The organism is Roseibium sp. HPY-6 (assembly GCF_040530035.1).
GTDB lineage: Bacteria > Pseudomonadota > Alphaproteobacteria > Rhizobiales > Stappiaceae > Roseibium.
The window spans coordinates 2,602,160-2,620,554 of sequence record NZ_JBEWCD010000002.1 but is presented as its reverse complement, the minus strand read 5'-3'; the positions used below and the strand labels follow the sequence as shown (position 1 = coordinate 2,620,554).

The 18,395-nt window shown below is 57.0% G+C and carries 18 protein-coding genes; 15 read left to right on the top strand and 3 right to left on the bottom strand.

What is annotated here, in order from left to right; genetic code table 11:
- Positions 1-3 precede the first annotated feature (3 nt).
- Positions 4-708 carry a metal-dependent hydrolase gene (locus ABVF61_RS23130; RefSeq protein ID WP_353995881.1) on the bottom strand — a complete coding sequence of 235 codons (705 nt, stop codon included), beginning with the start codon at positions 706-708 and terminating at the stop codon, positions 4-6.
- Positions 709-851: 143 nt separating this feature from the next.
- Here ABVF61_RS23130 and ruvX point away from each other — a divergent pair, with 143 nt between their 5' ends.
- From ruvX to rpmG, 12 genes are all read left to right on the top strand, one after another.
- A complete protein-coding gene (ruvX, locus tag ABVF61_RS23125) occupies positions 852-1,337 on the top strand; it encodes a Holliday junction resolvase RuvX (RefSeq protein WP_353995880.1) in 486 nt (161 codons plus the stop codon).
- 169 nt (positions 1,338-1,506) lie between these two features.
- Positions 1,507-2,463 carry an aspartate carbamoyltransferase catalytic subunit gene (locus tag ABVF61_RS23120; RefSeq protein ID WP_502949990.1) on the top strand — a complete coding sequence of 319 codons (957 nt, stop codon included), beginning with the start codon at positions 1,507-1,509 and terminating at the stop codon, positions 2,461-2,463.
- A gap of 12 nt (positions 2,464-2,475) precedes the next feature.
- Positions 2,476-3,777 (top strand): dihydroorotase, encoded by a 1,302-nt coding sequence (locus ABVF61_RS23115; RefSeq protein ID WP_353995878.1) that lies wholly within the window; start codon positions 2,476-2,478, stop codon positions 3,775-3,777.
- A 130-nt stretch (positions 3,778-3,907) separates the two neighbouring features.
- Positions 3,908-4,687 carry a DUF3108 domain-containing protein gene (locus ABVF61_RS23110; protein WP_353995877.1) on the top strand — a complete coding sequence of 260 codons (780 nt, stop codon included), beginning with the start codon at positions 3,908-3,910 and terminating at the stop codon, positions 4,685-4,687.
- A gap of 162 nt (positions 4,688-4,849) precedes the next feature.
- Entirely contained in the window at positions 4,850-5,515 is a 666-nt protein-coding gene (gene plsY / locus ABVF61_RS23105) for a glycerol-3-phosphate 1-O-acyltransferase PlsY (RefSeq protein WP_353995876.1), read from the top strand.
- Positions 5,512-6,657 (top strand): DNA-processing protein DprA, encoded by a 1,146-nt coding sequence (gene dprA / locus ABVF61_RS23100; protein WP_353995875.1) that lies wholly within the window; start codon positions 5,512-5,514, stop codon positions 6,655-6,657. Before plsY ends, dprA begins: the two co-directional genes overlap by 4 nt.
- A gap of 186 nt (positions 6,658-6,843) precedes the next feature.
- On the top strand, positions 6,844-9,507 hold the full coding sequence (gene topA / locus ABVF61_RS23095) for a type I DNA topoisomerase (protein ID WP_353995874.1): 2,664 nt from the start codon (positions 6,844-6,846) through the stop codon (positions 9,505-9,507).
- A 62-nt stretch (positions 9,508-9,569) separates the two neighbouring features.
- Positions 9,570-11,822 carry a ribonuclease R gene (gene rnr, locus ABVF61_RS23090; RefSeq protein WP_353996484.1) on the top strand — a complete coding sequence of 751 codons (2,253 nt, stop codon included), beginning with the start codon at positions 9,570-9,572 and terminating at the stop codon, positions 11,820-11,822.
- Entirely contained in the window at positions 11,819-12,289 is a 471-nt protein-coding gene (locus tag ABVF61_RS23085; protein ID WP_353995873.1) for a DUF983 domain-containing protein, read from the top strand. Before rnr ends, ABVF61_RS23085 begins: the two co-directional genes overlap by 4 nt.
- Complete coding sequence (locus ABVF61_RS23080; RefSeq protein ID WP_353995872.1) at positions 12,286-13,032, top strand: NUDIX hydrolase; 747 nt, start codon at positions 12,286-12,288, stop codon at positions 13,030-13,032. The genes ABVF61_RS23085 and ABVF61_RS23080 overlap by 4 nt, the downstream gene beginning before the upstream one ends.
- A 66-nt stretch (positions 13,033-13,098) precedes the next feature.
- On the top strand, positions 13,099-13,491 hold the full coding sequence (locus ABVF61_RS23075; RefSeq protein ID WP_353995871.1) for a RidA family protein: 393 nt from the start codon (positions 13,099-13,101) through the stop codon (positions 13,489-13,491).
- 154 nt (positions 13,492-13,645) lie between these two features.
- Positions 13,646-13,813, top strand: coding sequence for a 50S ribosomal protein L33 (gene rpmG / locus ABVF61_RS23070; protein ID WP_094070346.1), 168 nt, complete (start codon positions 13,646-13,648; stop codon positions 13,811-13,813).
- A gap of 529 nt (positions 13,814-14,342) precedes the next feature.
- On the opposite strand, the gene ABVF61_RS23065 is transcribed toward rpmG, so the two are convergent.
- Positions 14,343-14,714: a response regulator gene (locus tag ABVF61_RS23065; RefSeq protein WP_353995870.1), complete on the bottom strand. Its 372-nt coding sequence runs from the start codon at positions 14,712-14,714 to the stop codon at positions 14,343-14,345.
- A gap of 134 nt (positions 14,715-14,848) precedes the next feature.
- On the opposite strand from ABVF61_RS23065, the gene ABVF61_RS23060 reads away from it, so the two are divergent.
- From ABVF61_RS23060 to ABVF61_RS23050, 3 genes are read left to right on the top strand one after another with little or no spacing between them, the layout of a single operon-like run.
- Positions 14,849-15,148: a DUF3572 domain-containing protein gene (locus ABVF61_RS23060; RefSeq protein WP_353995869.1), complete on the top strand. Its 300-nt coding sequence runs from the start codon at positions 14,849-14,851 to the stop codon at positions 15,146-15,148.
- Positions 15,141-15,803, top strand: coding sequence for a hypothetical protein (locus tag ABVF61_RS23055; protein ID WP_353995868.1), 663 nt, complete (start codon positions 15,141-15,143; stop codon positions 15,801-15,803). Before ABVF61_RS23060 ends, ABVF61_RS23055 begins: the two co-directional genes overlap by 8 nt.
- 47 nt (positions 15,804-15,850) lie before the next feature.
- Positions 15,851-17,155, top strand: a complete 1,305-nt coding sequence (locus tag ABVF61_RS23050; RefSeq protein WP_353995867.1) for a DNA polymerase IV — start codon at positions 15,851-15,853, stop codon at positions 17,153-17,155.
- Positions 17,156-17,295: 140 nt separating this feature from the next.
- On the opposite strand, the gene ABVF61_RS23045 is transcribed toward ABVF61_RS23050, so the two are convergent.
- A complete protein-coding gene (locus ABVF61_RS23045; protein WP_353995866.1) occupies positions 17,296-18,168 on the bottom strand; it encodes a phosphotransferase enzyme family protein in 873 nt (290 codons plus the stop codon).
- Positions 18,169-18,395 lie beyond the last annotated feature (227 nt).

The window sequence follows — 18,395 nt, the reverse complement described above, 5'->3', positions numbered from 1 at the left end:
TGTTCAAAGGTCAATGCTCGATCCGGGGCTCATGGTCGTGACCTTGCCGGCCTCGGGCCCCATGGCAGCATGAAATGTGTCCGGCGTCTCGTCGATAATTGGAAACGTGCCATAATGGCAGGGCACGATCGTGTCGAACTCGAAGAAGCGCGTACACGCCATTGCGGCAACTTTGCCACCCATGGTGAACCTGTCGCCGATTGGAACAATTCCGACTTTCGGGCGGTAAATCTCGTTGATGAGTGCCATGTCGGAGAAAATGTCCGTGTCACCCATGTGGTAAAGGACCTTCTTTCCGGGGACTTCGACAATGACGCCGTGCGGATTGCCGAGGTAAATTGCTTCACCGTCGCTTTGTTTCGACGAAGAATGCTCCGCCTTGGTCAGCGCAACCTTGAAGGAACCGGTATCCACCATGCCACCGGTGTTCATCGGGGAGAAGTTCTCAACGCCCTGACGGCTGGCCCACATGCAGATCTCGAAATTCGAGATGAGCTGAGCACCGGTTTTCTTAAGGATCTCGATCGAATCTCCGACATGATCATCATGTCCGTGCGTCAGGATCACGTGCGTTACGCCCTCACCAACCTGATCTACGGAGAGATCCTGCGGAAAGGAGGGATTTCCGTTCAGAAACGGATCGAACAGGATAGATGTGTCAGCAAATTCAATCTTGAAGGCGGAATGCCCATACCATGTTAGCTGCATCAAAACCTCCCGAAAAAACAAGGAACCGTTCCGCGACAATAGGCTCTCACCGGTAAACCGCAAGGACCGGACAGGCCGCTACGCACGCTTTTTCGCATCTGCTTGAACTGGTTTTTTTCAATGCACCCTGATAAGGCCCGGTCATGGCAAATGATCCCGCACTTCCGCTCGAAGACTTTCTCGCCGTCCTGCCGCCAAACACGCGTCTGATCGGCCTTGATCTCGGCACCAAGACCATCGGCCTTGCCCTTTCCGATCTTGGCCGCGGCATTGCGACCCCGATGGAGACCATCAGACGAAAGAAATTCACAATCGATGCGGAAAAGCTGCTTGAGATCTGCGACGCACAGAATGTCGGCGGGATCGTGCTTGGCCTGCCTTTGAACATGGATGGCAGCGAGGGACCACGCGCGCAGGCGACGCGTGCCTTTGCCAGGAACCTGTCACAGAAAACAGAGCTTCCAATAACCTATTGGGACGAACGCCTTTCGACTGCGGCGGTGACACGCACGCTCCTTGAAGCCGATTCCAGCCGCGCCAAGCGGGCCGAAGTCGTCGACAAGATGGCAGCAGCCTATATTCTTCAAGGGTTTCTGGACCGTTTGGGGTTCATATCGAACGCCGAGTAGACAAAGCTCTCAGGCCAGACTGAAAATTGGCCTGCAGTCGCTCGACTGCGATCCGGCACAACCTGTTTTTGTCCTTTCGTTCAAATATTTGACTGTCATGTGGACAGCGGGCATGAGTTGATTTCGTCTCTTGTACGCACTCGCGATTGGCCCTATAGCAATGGTCTCGATGACCGCGACAGATCCCCATCGAGACAGCCCTTATCCCCATCGTCATTTGCTGGGCATAGAGGGTCTTCACCCCCACGAAATTCTGGGTCTCCTGGACCGTGCCGAGGAAGCCGTAGAGGTTTCCAGACAAGTGAACAAGCGGAAGCAGGTCCTACACGGCCGCACCCAGATCAACCTGTTTTTCGAAAACTCCACCCGGACTCAAAGCTCGTTCGAGCTCGCCGGCAAGCGGCTCGGTGCCGATGTCATGAACATGGCGGTCTCTCAGTCCTCAGTCAAAAAGGGTGAGACACTGATCGACACCGCGGCGACGCTGAATGCGATGCATCCGGACCTCCTCGTGGTCCGGCACCACGCGGCCGGAGCCGTTCACCTGCTGGCCCGCAAGGTTGGCTGTTCCGTGGTCAATGCGGGAGACGGACCGCACGAGCATCCAACGCAGGCGCTTCTTGACGCGCTGACAATCCGGAGGCACCGGGGCAAGATCGCACGCCTGACGGTCGCCATTTGCGGAGACATTGCACATTCCCGGGTCGCCAGATCGAACATCATTCTCCTCAACGCACTCGGCGCACGCGTGCGGGTAATCGCGCCCTCGACGCTGCTGCCATCAGGGATCGCCAAGATGGGGGTCGAAGTCTTCAGCGACATGCGCGAGGGCCTCAAGGGAGCTGATATCGTCATGATGCTGCGCCTTCAGCGTGAACGTATGAACGGCGCGTTCGTGCCGTCGGTTCGCGAATACTACCGCTACTATGGTCTCGATGCGGAAAAGCTGGCCTTTGCGCGCGACGATGCCCTCGTCATGCATCCAGGCCCCATGAACCGCGGTGTCGAGATCGACGCTTCCATTGCCGACGGGCCACAAAGCCTTATACGGGAGCAGGTCGAGATGGGGGTCGCTGTCCGCATGGCGGTCCTTGAAGCGCTTGCGGCCAATCTGCCGAACCACTAGAGGGAACCAATCGTGGCACTTGATACTCCAAGACCTCTGGTACTCTCCAATGCCAGGGTGATCGATCCGGCACGAGAGCTGGATGCTCCGGGATCAATCATTATCGCAGACGGCACCATCCTCGCTGCCGGGCCGGAAGCAGCCAATCAGGGTGCGCCCTACGGCGCGGAAATCGTGGATTGCAAGGGTGCAATAGCCTGCCCGGGCCTGATCGACATGTGCGTCTCCGTCGGAGAGCCGGGTGCAGAACATCGCGAAACGCTTGCAAGTGCGTCACAAGCGGCCGCAGCAGGCGGTGTGACCACGATCTGCACCATGCCGGACACGGACCCGATCATTGATGACCCTGCCCTCGTCGACTTCATCCTGCGGCGCGCCCGCGATACGGCGATCGTGAACGTTCATCCTCTTGCCGCCCTCACCAAAGGGCTGGAAGGCAATGAAATGACCGAGATCGGCCTCTTGAAAGAGGCTGGCGCGGTCGCTTTCACCAGCGGGCACAGCTCCGTCAAGAATGCGCAGGTGATGCGGCGCATGATGACCTACGCCCGCGATTTCGATGCACTTGTCATCCACCATGCGGAAGATCCGGACCTTGCCGGTGGTGTCATGAATGCCGGCCTCAACGCAAGCTGGAAAGGTCTTTCCGGCGTGCCTCGGGAAGCCGAAATCATCATGCTGGAACGGGACCTGCGCCTTGTTGGCATGTCGAAGGGCAAGTACCACGCGAACCTGATCTCCACATCGGACAGTGCCGACGTTATGCGCACGGGCAAGGCGCGAGGTTTGGACATAACCGCCGGTATCTCGATCAACCACCTCACCCACAACGAGAACGACATCGGTGCCTACCGCACCTTTTTCAAGATGTCGCCACCGCTTCGCGATGAAGACGATCGCCAGGCCATGATTGCCGCCGTGGCGGACGGAACGATCGACATTATCTGCTCCAATCATGACCCGCAGGATGTGGAAACCAAACGTCATCCCTGGGCGGAAGCCGAGGACGGTGCGATCGGGCTTGAAACGTTGCTCGCAGCTGCCTTGCGGCTTCATCATTCCGAACAGGTCGATCTCGTAACGCTTCTTGGTTCAATGACCAGCCGGCCGGCGGACAGGCTCGGACTGGAAACAGGCCGCCTCTCCAAAGGGGCGCCTGCGGACATTGCGGTATTCGATCTGGAACGCCCCTGGGTTCTGGAAAAAAGCGCGATCCGGTCGCGGTCGAAAAATACGCCCTTTGAGGACGCCCGTTTTTCAGGGCGCGTTATTCAGACGGTGGTTGCGGGAAAAACCGTCTATAAGTACGCCTGAGTACCCCGGCAGCGGGCTGAATAAGGCATTCAGATTGCGTTCAGGCGGGATCGTATTGGATGCAGCATAAGACCTCGCGTCATATGCCTTCTTTTTGTGGCGCGAATAGTGACCATGAATGGACTCGTATATGCGCTCATTTCTGCTTTCTGCCTTTGCAATTGCCCTGACAACAAGCCAGGCCTCATCGGCTGATCTTTACATGAAATACAAGCTTTATGCTGTGGGCCTACCGATTGGCTCCGGTGTTCTGAACGTGGATCTGGACGACACGTCCTATTCCATTGATGCGAGCGGTGGGACGGCGGCGTTCGGCAAGCTGGTTTCAGACGGCAAGGGAAATGTAAGCGTGCGCGGTGACAACACCGGCGGTCGGCTTTCTCCCAAAAACTTCGCGCTCGACGTCAACAGTGAGGACGAGACGGGCACGATCACAATGCAAATGCGCAAGGGTGCGCTGAAGAAGGTCGCTGTGAACCCACCCCAGGATCGCATGAACGAGCGCATCAAGGTGACTAAAGATCACCTGAAAAACGTGCTCGACCCGTTGACCGCGGCCGTTTTTCCAGCGCCCAAGGGTCTCGCAAAAGAGAGCTGCAATCGAACGCTTTCCCTCTTTGACGGCAAGGAACGCTACAACGTTCACCTGAGCTACAAGTCGAAGCGGAATGCCAGAACTGCTGACGGGCGCTTCAAGGGCGAAGTGCTGGTTTGCAGAGCCCGCTATGAACCTGTTGCCGGCCACAGGCCCAAACGAAAGACGATCCAGGAACTTGCCAAGAACAAGTCGATGGAAATCTGGCTTGCACCCGTCGGCGACAAGCCGTTCCTGGTACCCCTTAGAGCGAGCATTACAGCGCCGTTCGGACCGCTTGTTGTTAAAGCCGAGAAATACAAGCTTTCCAAATAACTATGTTTCCTTGCGCTTGAGGCTCAAATGACTATGTCAGCCGAGCGGCTTGCGGAGTTTCCCTTGATCCCGGGCTTTCATCCCGACAGGACTTGATCCAAGCCACCATGCGGGTAAATTGCCGCAGCAACGCTTGTACACGCGATAAGGGAGTAACTCCGCGTGCCCGATCCCATCAGCTGGGAATTTGCCTGGCCCTACTATCTTGCAGCCCTCGCCTTCGGCTACCTGCTGGGATCGATCCCGTTCGGACTGATTTTCACGCGCCTTGCCGGGCTCGGCGACATCCGCAAGATCGGGTCGGGAAACATCGGCACAACCAATGTGCTCCGCACAGGCAACAAACTGATCGCCGCTGCAACGCTTCTCGGTGACGGCCTGAAGGGGACCGTTGCGGTCCTGGTGGTGGGCTACCTTTACGGTCAGGACCTTGCTGTCGTGGCGGGCCTCGGAGCTTTTCTGGGACACCTCTTTCCTGTCTGGCTCAAGTTCAAGGGCGGCAAAGGGGTCGCAACCTATATCGGAATACTGCTTGGTCTTTTCTGGCCAGCAGGACTGATCTTCATCGGAATCTGGATCGGAATGGCCCTCGTCTTCCGGCTGTCTTCCCTGTCGGCGCTGACCGCCAGCCTGGCGACGCCCGTCTTGCTCTACGTCGCGTTCAGCCAATTCCAGCTCGCTGAAATGTCTCTTTTGATGACAGTTCTTCTTTGGGCCAAGCATCACGAAAACATTAGCAGGCTGCTGCGCGGCGAAGAAAGCCGGATTGGGTTCAAATCCAAGCCCGCATCCCAAGGAGATGCGCAGGCCGGCAACGGAGGCACATGAGCGGCGCTGAAATCTATAAAACACGCAGCCTGACCGAGGCACAGCGTCTTGCTTGGTTACGCCTGATACGATCTGAAAATATTGGACCTGCGACTTTTCGTGATCTGCTGAACCACACCGGTTCTGCCGAACGCGCCTTGGAATTTCTCCCAGAACTCTCCCGACGGGGCGGCAAAAAACGTTACAGGCTGTGCAGCCAGGACGATGCACTTGCTGAACTTGAAGCGCATGACCGGTTTGGGGCACGCCTTGTCGCCATCGGAGAAGCCGACTACCCCGCCCACTTAAAACATATCGACGGACCTCCCCCATTGCTTTCAGTCAAGGGCGGTCAGGTCACAACGAATTCGAGAATGGTTGCCATCGTTGGCGCGCGAAATGCCTCTCTGTCGGGGCGAAAACTGGCCAGCGCCTTTGCGCGCGACCTCGGCAAACAAGGATTTGCGATCGCCTCCGGACTTGCCAGGGGGATCGACGCAGCCGCACATGATGCCTCCATCAGCACCGGAACCGTCGCGGTCTTTGCCGGTGGCCTCAACATTCTTTATCCGCCCGAGCACGACCGCCTTCTGGGCGCGATCCTTGAGGCCGGCGGCGCTGCAATCAGCGAAATGCCCTTTGGCTGGAAACCACGCGGACGCGACTTTCCAAGACGAAACCGGTTGATTTCGGGCGTTTCTCTCGGCGTTGTTGTCATTGAAGCGGCAAAGGCCTCCGGCTCCCTTCATACAGCGCGGTACGCCCTGGAACAGAACCGCGACATATACGCGGTTCCAGGATCGCCGTTGGATCCGCGTTCGGAAGGCGCGAATGGTTTGATCCGCCAGGGTGCGATACTGGCAAGATCCGCCGAGGACGTTCTGGAGGGACTTGCTGCCCAAATGAATGCGGACCTCCCCCTTTTCAACGGAGTTCTGGAACCTCCCGGCGCGCAGTCCGTCTCGCCGGCAGAACCTGATGATGTCCTGCGGACAAGGATCATCGAGGCCCTTGGGCCGGCTCCGGTTGAGCTTGATGAACTGATCCGGTTTGTGGGCTCCGATGCACGGTCGGTCAACGTGGTCCTACTCGAACTTGAGCTTGCCGGCCGGCTCGATCGGCATGCCGGGCAAAAGATCTCGCTGGTCATGGATCGGAACTGACGACATTTGCCCTTCGCGGTGTGCATAATCGGCCGTGGAAAACTGTGTGTACCAGGAGGTCACTTGACCGCGGACGCGCAAAGGTCCATTTGACAGGCGGCGCGTGATCCGTGATCGTCTGCGCATCTCAATTCTCCTTCTCCACCGGGCGGGGGCTCCGTTTCCGGCAAAATTATTTGGGTAAGAATGAACGTCGTCATTGTGGAATCGCCGGCGAAAGCCAAGACGATCAACAAATATCTGGGATCCGATTACACGGTATTGGCCTCTTACGGTCACGTGCGCGATCTGCCGCCAAAGGACGGATCGGTTCAGCCCGACGACAATTTTTCCATGAGCTGGCAAGTGGACAGCAAGTCCCAAAAGCGGCTCACGGAAATCGCCAATGCCGTTAAGGAAGCCGACCGGCTCATCCTGGCGACTGACCCTGATCGTGAAGGTGAAGCCATTTCCTGGCACGTTCTGGAAGTGCTCCAGAAAAAGCGCGTCCTGAAGGACAAGCACGTAGAACGTGTTGTGTTCAACGCGATCACGAAAAAAGCCATTCTCGAGGCGATGAACAACCCGAGGCAGCTCGATGCCCCGTTGGTTGATGCTTATCTTGCCCGCCGCGCGCTCGACTATCTTGTCGGCTTCACGCTCTCGCCGGTTCTTTGGCGGAAACTGCCGGGCGCGCGCTCGGCCGGCCGCGTACAGTCTGTTGCACTGCGCCTGATCTGCGACCGCGAGATGGAAATCGAGACGTTCAAGCCGCAGGAATACTGGTCCATCTTCGCCAATATGAAGACACCGGCAGGCGACATGTTCCAGACCGGATTGACGGGCTATGACGGCCGCAAAATCGGCCGCCACGACATCAAGGACGGCACGGAAGCGTCAACCATCAAAACCATGCTGGAAAGCGCGAGCTTTGCCGTCGACAGCGTGGTTTCCAAGCCGGCGAAACGCCATCCGGCCGCTCCGTTCACGACGTCCACGCTCCAGCAGGAAGCCTCCCGCAAGATGGGCTTTGCGGCCTCGCGCACCATGCAGGTTGCGCAAAAACTCTACGAAGGCATCTCCATCGGCGGTGAGACTTCCGGTCTCATCACCTACATGCGTACCGACGGTGTGCAGATTGCAGGCGAAGCCATTGCTGCTGCCAGGAGTGTCATCAGTCAGGACTTCGGCGACAAATACGTCCCTGAAAAACCGCGCGTCTACTCCTCCAAGGCAAAGAACGCCCAGGAAGCGCACGAAGCCATCCGTCCAACAGACCTTTCCCGCCGGCCAAAGGATGTTGCCAAGTTTCTCGATCCGGACCAGGCAAAGCTCTATGAGTTGATCTGGAAGCGGACCATGGCGTCTCAGATGGAGTCAGCCGTCCTGGAACGCACCACGATCGAAGTGCTTGCCAAAGGTTCCGGCAAGACGGCGAACCTGCGCGCGACCGGATCGGTCGTGCGTTTCGACGGTTTCCTGACGCTTTACCAAGAAGGACGCGACGACGACGAGGATGAGAATTCCCGCCGTCTGCCGGCTGTCGATGAAGGCGCGACCCTGACCGCAACATCCGTCGACGACAAGTCGGAAGCCATCGAAGCGACTCAGCATTTCACCACGCCTCCGCCGCGTTACACCGAAGCCAGCCTGGTCAAGAAAATGGAAGAGCTCGGCATTGGCCGGCCCTCGACCTATGCCTCTACTCTTCAGACCCTTCGGGACCGGGACTATGTGGAGCTGGAGAAAAAGCAGCTTGTACCGCAGGACAAGGGCCGCATCGTCACAGCATTCCTGGAAAGCTTCTTTCATCGCTACGTGGAATTCGACTTCACGGCCAGCCTTGAAGAGCAGCTCGACAAGATTTCCGCCGGCGAACTTTCGTGGCTGGATGTGCTGCGCGATTTCTGGACCAATTTCTCCGGCGCCGTGGATGACATCAAGGACCTGCGCGTTGCCGAGGTGATCGACTCGCTCAACGAACTGCTCGGTCCGCATATCTTCCCGCCGAAGGAAGACGGCAGCAACCCGCGCCAGTGTCCGGCGTGCGATACGGGACAGTTGTCCTTGAAAGTCAGCCGCTGGGGTGCCTTCATCGGTTGCTCCAACTATCCCGAATGCGGTTTCACCCGCCAGCTCGGCAAACCAAATGGTGAAGCCGGGGACGCGGATGAAGGCCCCAAGGTGCTCGGCGTAGACCCGGACTCAGGTCAGGACATCTCGCTTCGGAACGGCCGCTTCGGCCCTTATGTCCAACTTGGCGAGGAAGCCAAGCCGAAGCGGGCGTCGCTGCCCAAGGGTTGGTCGGCCCCCGACATGGATCTGGAGAAAGCACTGCAGCTTCTGTCGCTGCCGCGTGAAGTCGGTCTGCATCCTGAAGACGGCAAGATGATTACAGCCGGGATCGGTCGTTACGGCCCCTTCGTCCTGCATGAGGGCACATACGCCAATCTGTCGACACCTGACGAGGTGTTCTCCGTCGGGATCAACCGCGCCGTCGACGCGCTTGCCGAAAAGCGGGCCAAGGGCGGCGGGCGCCGCGGCGCTGCTGCAACACCGCTGAAAGAGCTTGGGGAGCACCCTGACGAAGGCGGCCCGGTCAATGTGTTTGACGGCCGGTATGGGCCTTATGTCAAACACGGCAAGATCAATGCGACCTTGCCCAAGGAAACGGACCCCAAAGCCGTCACGCTCGAACAGGCACTCGAGCTGATTGCCGCTAAAGCGGCGGCAAAAGGCGGTAAGAAGAAGCCTGCTGCGAAGAAAACAGCGGCAAAGAAAACCAAAACGTCCAGCGCCAAGTCGAAAACGGCAAAGAAGACGGACGTCGATGCCTCTTCTGAAGAGGTTCCCTGGGATGATGCGTCTTGAACGCGAAACGGATCAACACGCGCAAGCATACCAAACGCAAACACGCCAAGGTGCCGGGCGAAATGCCGTCCCGGGAAGATATACTGGCGTTTGTCGCCGATAATCCCGGGCGCGCCGGCAAACGGGAAATTGCCCGCCATTTCGGCATTATCGGCGGCGCGCGGATCCATCTTAAAAAGATGCTAAAAGACCTTTCCGAAGAAGGTCTCATTGAAAAACGAAACAAACGCATGATCCGGCCCGGCGACCTGCCGCCGGTCTTCGTTGCCAGTCTGATCGGAAGAGACCGTGATGGCGACCTCCTGGGTACGCCGCTCGACTGGGACGAAGAGGCCGGAGATCCACCTAATATCCTGGTTCTCACCGGCAAGACCAAGTCGACCCAGCCGGGTGTCGGTGACAGGGCATTGATCCGTCTGACTGAAGCGGAGAGCGGTCCGGAAGCCAGTCATGTCGCGCGCGTCATCAAGGTTCTTGAGAAAAAACAGGGCGCAGTCCTCGGCATCTTCCGCAAGCGGGATGGTGATCGTCCGCCCTATCTGGAGCCTATCGATCGCAAGCAGCGGGAACTTGATGTCGACCCATCCGAGGTGAAAGAAGCAAACGATGGCGACCTCGTAAGTGTGCAGGTCACGCGATCAGGCCGGTATGGGCACCCGCGTGCATCCATCGTGGAGCGTTTCGGCTCTATGCATTCTGAAAAGGCGGTTTCAGAAATCGCCCTTCATTCGCACGGTATTCCGCATGTTTTCCCGAACGCCGTCGAAGCGCAGGCAGAGTCAGCAAAGCCTGTTGAGACCTTGGGCAAGCGGGAAGACTGGCGACAGATCCCGCTGATTACCATCGACCCGCCGGATGCCAAAGACCACGACGATGCCGTCTTTGCCGAGCCCGACGAAAACCCCGAAAACGCGGGCGGAATTATCGCCTATGTCGCGATTGCCGACGTCGCCCATTACGTGACAACTGGCTCGCCCATGGACCGGGAAGCGAATATCAGGGGAAACAGCGTTTACTTTCCCGACCGCGTGATCCCGATGCTGCCCGAACGCATCTCCAATCTGCTTTGTTCCTTGCGCGAAAAGGAAGACAAGCCGGCGATGGCGGTGCGCATGGTGTTCGACAAGACCGGGCGTAAGACAAGCCACACCTTCCACCGGGTGCTGATGCGCTCGGCGGCGAAGCTCTCTTACCAGCAGGCGCAAAAGGCAATTGACGGGGCGCCCGACGAGGCGACCGAAACGTTGCTTGAAGGCGTTCTCAAGCCGCTCTGGGCAGCCTACGAAATTCTGAAAAAAGGCCGGGATGCACGTGAACCGCTGGAGCTTGACCTGCCGGAGCGCAAGATTGCGCTGAAAGAAGACGGCACCGTCGATCATGTTTTTGTGCCGGACAGGCTCGACGCGCACAAACTGATTGAAGAGTTCATGATCCAGGCGAATGTCGCCGCGGCGGAAACCCTGGAGAAAAAGAAATCCCCGCTGCTCTACCGCGTTCACGATGCTTCGACACCTGAAAAGCTTGAAAGCCTCAAGGACTTCCTATCGACCCTCAACATGAAGCTGCCCTCCTCTGGCGGTTTGAGACCGTCCGTCTTCAATGGAATCCTGGCAAAGGTGAAGGACACGCCGCAGGCTCATCTCGTCAACGAGGTGATCCTTCGCAGCCAGGCCCAGGCTGAGTACACACCTCAGAATATCGGCCATTTCGGCCTCAATCTCCGGCGTTACGCCCATTTCACATCACCCATTCGCCGCTATGCGGATCTGATTGTTCACAGAGGCCTGATTTCCGCGCTCGGACTTGGATCAGATGGTCTGCCGGATGGAATTGAGGGCAAGCTGGAGGCCGTAGGCGCTGAAATTTCTGCGGCCGAACGCCGCGCCATGCTGGCTGAGCGTGACACGATCGACCGGTTGATTGCCTTGTGGATGAGCGATCAAATCGGCGCGACTTTTCAAGGCCGTATCGCGGGCGTAATCAAGTCCGGGATGTTCATACGCTTGCAGGATACTGGCGCAGACGGGTTCGTTCCCGCATCGACAATCGGTCTCGACTACTACCGATATGACGAAGGGTCGCATGCCCTGATAGGTGACAAATCCGGCGAGACTTATCAACTTGGCGATCAAGTGGAAGTCAGACTGGTCGAGGCAGCACCATTTGCCGGTGCTCTGACCTTTGAATTGCTCAGTCAGGGACGTATCGCCGGCAAGAAGATCCGTAAAGCCGCCCCAAAAACACGGCGCGGCCCTCCCAAAGGCGCAAAGGCCAAGGCCTCCACCAGGAAACCAAGCCGAAGGAGGTCCAAGTGACGGTTCGATACGAGTTGAAAGAAGACGTAGCGATCCCGGATACCCTGGCGGAAAAGCCGCGGCGACCGGTCCTGCAGGCGATGTTGCGCGGTGCCTCCAACCGATGCATGAACTGCGGCCAGGGCAAACTGTTCGATGGTTTCCTTCAGGTCCGGCCTGCATGCGACAAATGCGGCGAGGAATTTCATCACCACCGAGCCGACGATGCGCCGCCCTATTTCACGATCACGATCGTGGGGCACATTATCATTCCCGCACTGCTTATCGTGGAGGTCATGTGGCGTCCCGCAATCTGGATCCACATGTCGATCTGGCTGCCCTTGACCATTCTTCTGTCGTTTGCACTCATGCGGCCCATCAAGGGTGCTTTGGTGGGGCTGCAGTGGGCGCTCTACATGCATGGTTTCGATCCGGAGTCGGAAGACGAATTTCCTGTTGCCGCGCCCGCTTCTGAAAGGATCACATGACCGGTTCGTTTGAAAGGCAACTGGCAAAGGACGAAAAGGCCGGCGACTATCCCTATATCCGACCGAAAGACGCCGCCACGCTGCTCATTCTGGATCGCGCCAAAGACGGTACCGTAAAGATGCTGATGGGGCGCCGTCACATGCGCCACACTTTCATGCCGGGCAAATTCGTCTTTCCAGGCGGCCGGGTCGACCCGAGCGATTCCCGCATTTCCAACGTCCTGCCGTATCACCCGGCTGTTGAAACCAAGCTTTCAAAGGGACTGAAGAACGGCAAGTCGGCCGCGCGTGTTCGTGCCTTTGCGTTGGCTGCGATCCGCGAAACCTACGAAGAGGCCGGGTTGTTTGTTGGCCGGAAAAGCTCTGATGGCGCGCTGCGCCTTGGCGCCGGGTTCGAAGCCTTTGGCGAGCGCGGCATCCAGCCTGATCTAGGTGGATTGCGGATGATCGCACGCGCGATTACCCCGCCGCAGCGCCCACGGCGCTTCGACACGCGCTTTCTTGCTGTGTGGGCAGACGCAGTCGCCGACGGTCTGCCCGGGGGCACAGGTCCATCCGGTGAGCTTGAGGACTGCGCATGGCTCACCCTGGAAGAAGCACGGGCAAAAGAATTGCCCCTGATCACAACCAAGATACTGACCGATCTTGAAGAACGTCTCGCAGAGGACCCGGACCTGGCGCCGGAAACCGACGTTCCTTACTATTTTTTCCGCAACGGTGCGTTCGTGCGAGAGCGGATTTAAGTCTACGCGCCCTATCCTTGCGAACGAAGTGGCGGACAGTCAATCCGCCCTGCATGGAGCCGATCAATGAGCAAACAAGCAATCGTTCCCGCCGAACTGAAGTCCTATTACGACGACTGGAAGATGTCGCCGGGCCTAGCCAGTGGCGATCTGGTTTTCCTGACCGGCTTCACGGGCGTGAGCCCGGATGGTGACCTGCCGGCGGACGCAGAACACCAGATCAGAAACGCTTTCAAAAAGGTCGAAATCGTTCTCCGCGAAGCGGGTCTGGACTTCGGCGCGCTTGTGGAAATGACGACCTATCACGTCGGTCTGCGCGATCATTTCGACCTCTTTAAAGGTATCCGGTCCGAGTTCGTCAAGGAGCCCTATCCGGCCTGGACAGCTATCGAGGTCGCCGGCTTTGTGCACGAGGATGCGATCGTTGAGATCAAAGTCATCGCAAGCCGGGAAAAATAGCTACTCAAATTGCTGTTGCAGCGCAGGCAATGCTTGACTTTCACGCTCCGATGAGTAGTTTGCGCGCTAATTTCAGACATTGGGGCAGATTCACCGCCAGCCAATCTGGCCATGAGAACCCTTTGCCCGACAACAGAGAACAGGATCCAAGGCCATGGCCAAGGCGACAACAATCAAAATCAAGCTCCTCTCTACGGCGGATACCGGTTTCTTCTACGTCACCAAGAAGAACTCCCGCACGATGACCGAAAAAATGGTCAAAAAGAAATACGACCCGATTGCGAAGAAGCATGTCGAGTTCAAGGAAGCCAAGATCAAGTAAGATCCGGCGCATCTTGCTACGCTCAAGACCCGCCCTCACCCGGCGGGTTTTTTGTTGAAAAATTGAATGTAGCGGAAGCCGATCATGCCTGTCGCACTATGCTCCATGCGACTGATCATTTGACGTCTGAGAAGATAGTGGTCGGCGGGAACACGGCATTCGAGGAGGCCACTCTTCGGCCGGTTCCCTGCCGACCTGCCCCACGGACCCAGGAGATGCGGCGGACCTGAGCACTCCGAGGGGAAACTGTCGCCATGCAATTCGCAAGGCCAAAATTCGTATAGCTAAATAAGCGATCAGGAAAATTCCTGATCAGCGGCCACACTACCCTATTGTAACCCAAATGCAATAAGTTACGCAAAATATGCACAGAAACGATCGAGTTTTAGTAAATTCGTAACCTTAATGTGAAGCCGGGTGATTGAATCAAATACTACAAAAGATTACCCGCGGTGCCTTCACCAAACACTGGCCGTAGTGGTTTTGAGATTTATTTTGCCGGGAAAATTGTTTCGAGCCGCTCCGGCCTTCACGCCTCGCCGAGATAGGCCCGAACGGTTTCAAGAAACTTGGCGACTGAAATAGGCTTCGAAATATAGGCCTCGCAGCCTCCCTGGCGAATGCGTTCTTCGTCGCCCTTCATGGCAAACGCAGTAACAGCGATAACCGGTATGGACGCAATCGTCTCGTCTTCCTTGATCCATTTGGTAACTTCAAGGCCGGAAACTTCCGGTAACTGTATATCCATCAGGATCAGATCCGGATGGTTTTCACGCGCAAGCTTCAGGGCTTCAATTCCGGTTCGGGTCTGAAGCGTATTGTAGCCGTGCGCTTCCAGCAGATCATGAAACAGTTTCATGTTCAGCTCGTTGTCTTCCACGATCAACACGGTTTTTGCCATACAGTTCGGCCCTTTGCCCGGCACACAGCCGGTCCCATTTCTCGACCCAGTCATTCCTCAGCGGTAGCACCCAGCCCGCACCCGCATTAGATTTGTTGTAACCCGGAATCGTTTCAGAAAGGCAAAAAAACACAATGAAAAATATGCAAGGAAAGTCATTATCCGTTGAAGAAGCTCAAGGAATTGCGACGGAAGCCCTTCTCCAACTCAGCCGGGATCCTGAACAAATCGGTCGTTTTTTGGCTTTTTCCGGCATTGGGCCCGAGATGATTCGAACCGCAGCCAGCGAACCAGGCTTCTTAGCCGGCGTTCTTGAGTTCTATATGATGGATGAAGCGCTTTTGCTTGCGTTCTGCGAAAACGCCGACATTCGGCCGACCATGATGGCTGCTGCCCGATATGCGCTTGCCGGAGGTGTTGGGGAAGATGCCTGAACCGACACCGGTGTTGCCGGAAGTCCTTGCACAGATTGCGTCCCTGCCGGCGTCCGGTAATCGGCTGATTGTGTGCGATGTCGATGAGGTTGTCCTTCACCTGATCAGACACCTCGAAACCTATCTCCACGAGCGAGACCTGGTCTTCCTGAACCACGAATACCGTCTAACCGGCAATATCGGGCGCCGGGATGACTTGTCGGTGTTGTCGGCAGATCACGTTCGGAAGCATCTGCTCGACTTCTTCGACGCTATAAGCCATGCACAGGATTTGGTTCATGGTGCCGATATTGCCCTGAACAATCTGTCTGAAAACTGGGACATTGTTTTGCTGACCAATTTGCCTGGTGGTCACAACAAGCCCACGCGTGAAAAGCTCCTTGGCAGCCTTGGCGTTCCCTATCCTGTCGTAACAAATTCCGGCCCGAAGGGTGGCGCCGTGGCCGCGCTTGCCGCCAACAGGAAGGGCCCGGTTGTGTTCATTGACGACAGCCCCACGAACCACACCTCTGTACAGGCTTCCCTGCCTTCTTCGGTGCAGATACAGTTCATCGCAGATCAGAGGTTTCGGCAAGCCACCGCGCCGGAAGACCATATCGACCTTCTGACCGGGGATTGGCAGGAGACGGCGGACTTTATCAGCGCTATTGTTTGATCAGCATTCGTAACCGGCGGGCATCTCCGCAACAGCGACGCATTGAAGTGACCGGACATCCGAAAGACCAAAAAGCGCTCTGCCGCGATTGCGGCCACAGACCGCCTGCATCCGCCTCACGATGCCCGTCCTGTGGCAGTCCTCGGCTTGTGGCCCATGCGGAGCTCGACGCTCTGTCCATCGCTCATATCGACTGTGACGCCTTTTACGCCGCGGTCGAAAAGCGGGACAATCCGGAGCTGCAGGATGTTCCGGTCATCGTCGGCGGCGGACAGCGTGGCGTCGTATCAACCTGTTGCTACATAGCAAGGATCTACGGTGTCCGTTCGGCAATGCCCATGTTCAAGGCGCTGGAAGCGTGTCCCGACGCCGTGGTCATCAGACCCAACATGGAAAAGTACTCCAGCGTGGGCAAAGAGATCCGGGAGCGCATGCGCGCTTTGACCCCCTTGGTAGAGCCGATATCAATCGACGAGGCCTTTCTCGATCTGACGGGAACCGAGCTTCTTCATCAGGCCCCACCGGCAGAAACGCTCGCAAAGTTCGTCAGAGGACTTGAAACCGATATAGGGATTTCGGCTTCTGTTGGTCTCGCGCCGAACAAGTTCCTCGCCAAACTCGCGTCCGATCTCGAAAAACCCCGAGGATTTTCGGTCATCGGCGCGGAAGAGGCAGAAAGAGTGCTGGCGCCAATGCCGGTCGGCCGTATCTGGGGCGTTGGCAAAGTGTTCCAGAAGACGCTGGAAAAGGACGGGATCAAAACCATTGGTCAGCTGCAGACGATGGAAGCCGCCGATCTTGCGCGCCGTTACGGATCCATCGGGCTGCGGCTCGCGACCCTGTCGCATGGAGACGATAGCCGCATCGTGAAACCGCAACGCGGCGCAAAGAGCGTGTCCTCAGAAACGACGTTCCGTACCGATATTTCCGATCTCGACACACTGCGCCCGATCCTGAGAAATCTCTCCGAGAAAGTCTCCAGGCGGCTTAAGAAATCAGATATTGCCGGACGTGGCATAACGCTCAAGCTCAAGACAGCTGACTTCAAGACGATCACGCGGGCGCGTCATCTTGGGGACCCGACGCAACTGGCCGACAAGATCTATGCCGCAGGTGAAGCACTGCTTGCAAACGAAACGGATGGACGCCGGTTTCGGCTGATCGGAATCGGCGTAGGAGATCTGGAAGCGGCCGATCGTGCGGACCCTCAAGATCTTCTCGATCAGTCGGCTGAACGGCGCAAGAACGCCGAATTGGCGATCGACAAGCTGCGCGACAAATTCGGGAACTCGGCTGTGGAACTTGGCCTGACGCACGCCGCGAAGTCCGGTGGCAAACCGCGCAGTTCGTAGACCGGCGGTTGACAAACCCACAAGCACGCAAGACTGGTCGCGAGCCTTGCCAAGGCAGGTGATTGGCGGCTGGTTTCTCGTGGCGGATCGCCACGGGACGACCGTGGTTTAAGTGGTTGAAGAGAGAAGAAAACTAGGGACTAGATCAAGTCCTTGAGTTCTTCCCTGAACGCCGTGAGGTGCTGTGTGGAGAGGCTTTCCCCCCACAGCGGCAAGAACCGCGCAATATCGTAGTGGTTCCAAATCCGACTGAGCTGCACAAACACCGGGATGAGCTCTTTTTCGAGATCGCTTAGCGCGCGCACCGTTTCATATCCCAACAGGAATTCGTCTCGCATGTCAGGATTTTGAAACGCTGCAACGGCAAAATCGTAGGCGCGCCAGCCGTACGCGCAGTGATCAAAATCTATGATCGTGTAATGACCATCTTTAGAGAAAAGGATGTTCTCGACATTCAGATCGGCATGTATCAATCCGTAGCTTGGCGAATGCTTGCAAAGCGCTGAGATTCTGCGTCTGAGTTCATCGGCGCGCTCATTGAAAAACGAGAGATCCCCCATGTCCTGCTCGGCCAAGAGCCTCTCGAAAAACCGAATTGGCTCATCCAGAAGGCAGGTCTCCAGGTTGAGGTGATATCTGTGGTAGCGACTTACGAAGCTGTCACTCACTTGATGAATTAGCGCAAAGGAGCGACCGATTCCGGGGACGTGGGAGCGAACCAAAGCGCCATCCTCAACAGCCTGCTCAGCATTTACACCTTGGACGAAGTGAAACACTGCCAAATGCCTGGTTGCATTTTGCGCGCGATGCGTTGATAGCAAACCATTCCATCTGTTGGCGACCGGCCTCACAACCGGTAACCCCTTGGAATGAAGGAAAGTCAACAACTCCAGTTCAAACAGGAAATCCTGACTGTCGCGAATATAGTATTTTCCATTCAGATAGATCCGCAGTACAAATTGGCCTTGATCGGTTTCGACCAGAAAACTGTGGTTGAAGCCTTTCCTGATCAATTCGCACCTGACGGGCCTGCCGACGTCATACTGATCGCAAAAGATCCTTGAAACTTCGTCGCCATCCAAGAGCGCATTTTCTGTGGTTTCAGACACGGCCGCTGGCATTGCGAATGTTCATCTTCCTGTAGCTGAGCATTTCCACAGACGTGGAGCAATGAAAGTACGCAGGAGATCCACCAGCCGAGGCGTCGCGATCACGTCCAGACCCAAATCCTAGTGCAAAT

Excerpts from the sequence above, each read along its gene's own strand:
- ABVF61_RS23055 (WP_353995868.1), top strand. The coding sequence starts at position 15,141 with ATGCCTGAACCGACACCGGTGTTGCCGGAAGTCCTTGCACAGATTGCG.
- ABVF61_RS23065 (WP_353995870.1), bottom strand. The coding sequence starts at position 14,714 with ATGGCAAAAACCGTGTTGATCGTGGAAGACAACGAGCTGAACATGAAA.
- ABVF61_RS23130 (WP_353995881.1), bottom strand. The coding sequence starts at position 708 with ATGCAGCTAACATGGTATGGGCATTCCGCCTTCAAGATTGAATTTGCT.
- rnr (WP_353996484.1), top strand. The coding sequence starts at position 9,570 with ATGCCGTCCCGGGAAGATATACTGGCGTTTGTCGCCGATAATCCCGGG.
- ABVF61_RS23110 (WP_353995877.1), top strand. The coding sequence starts at position 3,908 with ATGCGCTCATTTCTGCTTTCTGCCTTTGCAATTGCCCTGACAACAAGC.
- ruvX (WP_353995880.1), top strand. The coding sequence starts at position 852 with ATGGCAAATGATCCCGCACTTCCGCTCGAAGACTTTCTCGCCGTCCTG.
- ABVF61_RS23060 (WP_353995869.1), top strand. The coding sequence starts at position 14,849 with ATGAAAAATATGCAAGGAAAGTCATTATCCGTTGAAGAAGCTCAAGGA.
- rpmG (WP_094070346.1), top strand. The coding sequence starts at position 13,646 with ATGGCCAAGGCGACAACAATCAAAATCAAGCTCCTCTCTACGGCGGAT.
- ABVF61_RS23075 (WP_353995871.1), top strand. The coding sequence starts at position 13,099 with ATGAGCAAACAAGCAATCGTTCCCGCCGAACTGAAGTCCTATTACGAC.
- topA (WP_353995874.1), top strand. The coding sequence starts at position 6,844 with ATGAACGTCGTCATTGTGGAATCGCCGGCGAAAGCCAAGACGATCAAC.
- dprA (WP_353995875.1), top strand. The coding sequence starts at position 5,512 with ATGAGCGGCGCTGAAATCTATAAAACACGCAGCCTGACCGAGGCACAG.
- ABVF61_RS23120 (WP_502949990.1), top strand. The coding sequence starts at position 1,507 with ATGACCGCGACAGATCCCCATCGAGACAGCCCTTATCCCCATCGTCAT.
- ABVF61_RS23080 (WP_353995872.1), top strand. The coding sequence starts at position 12,286 with ATGACCGGTTCGTTTGAAAGGCAACTGGCAAAGGACGAAAAGGCCGGC.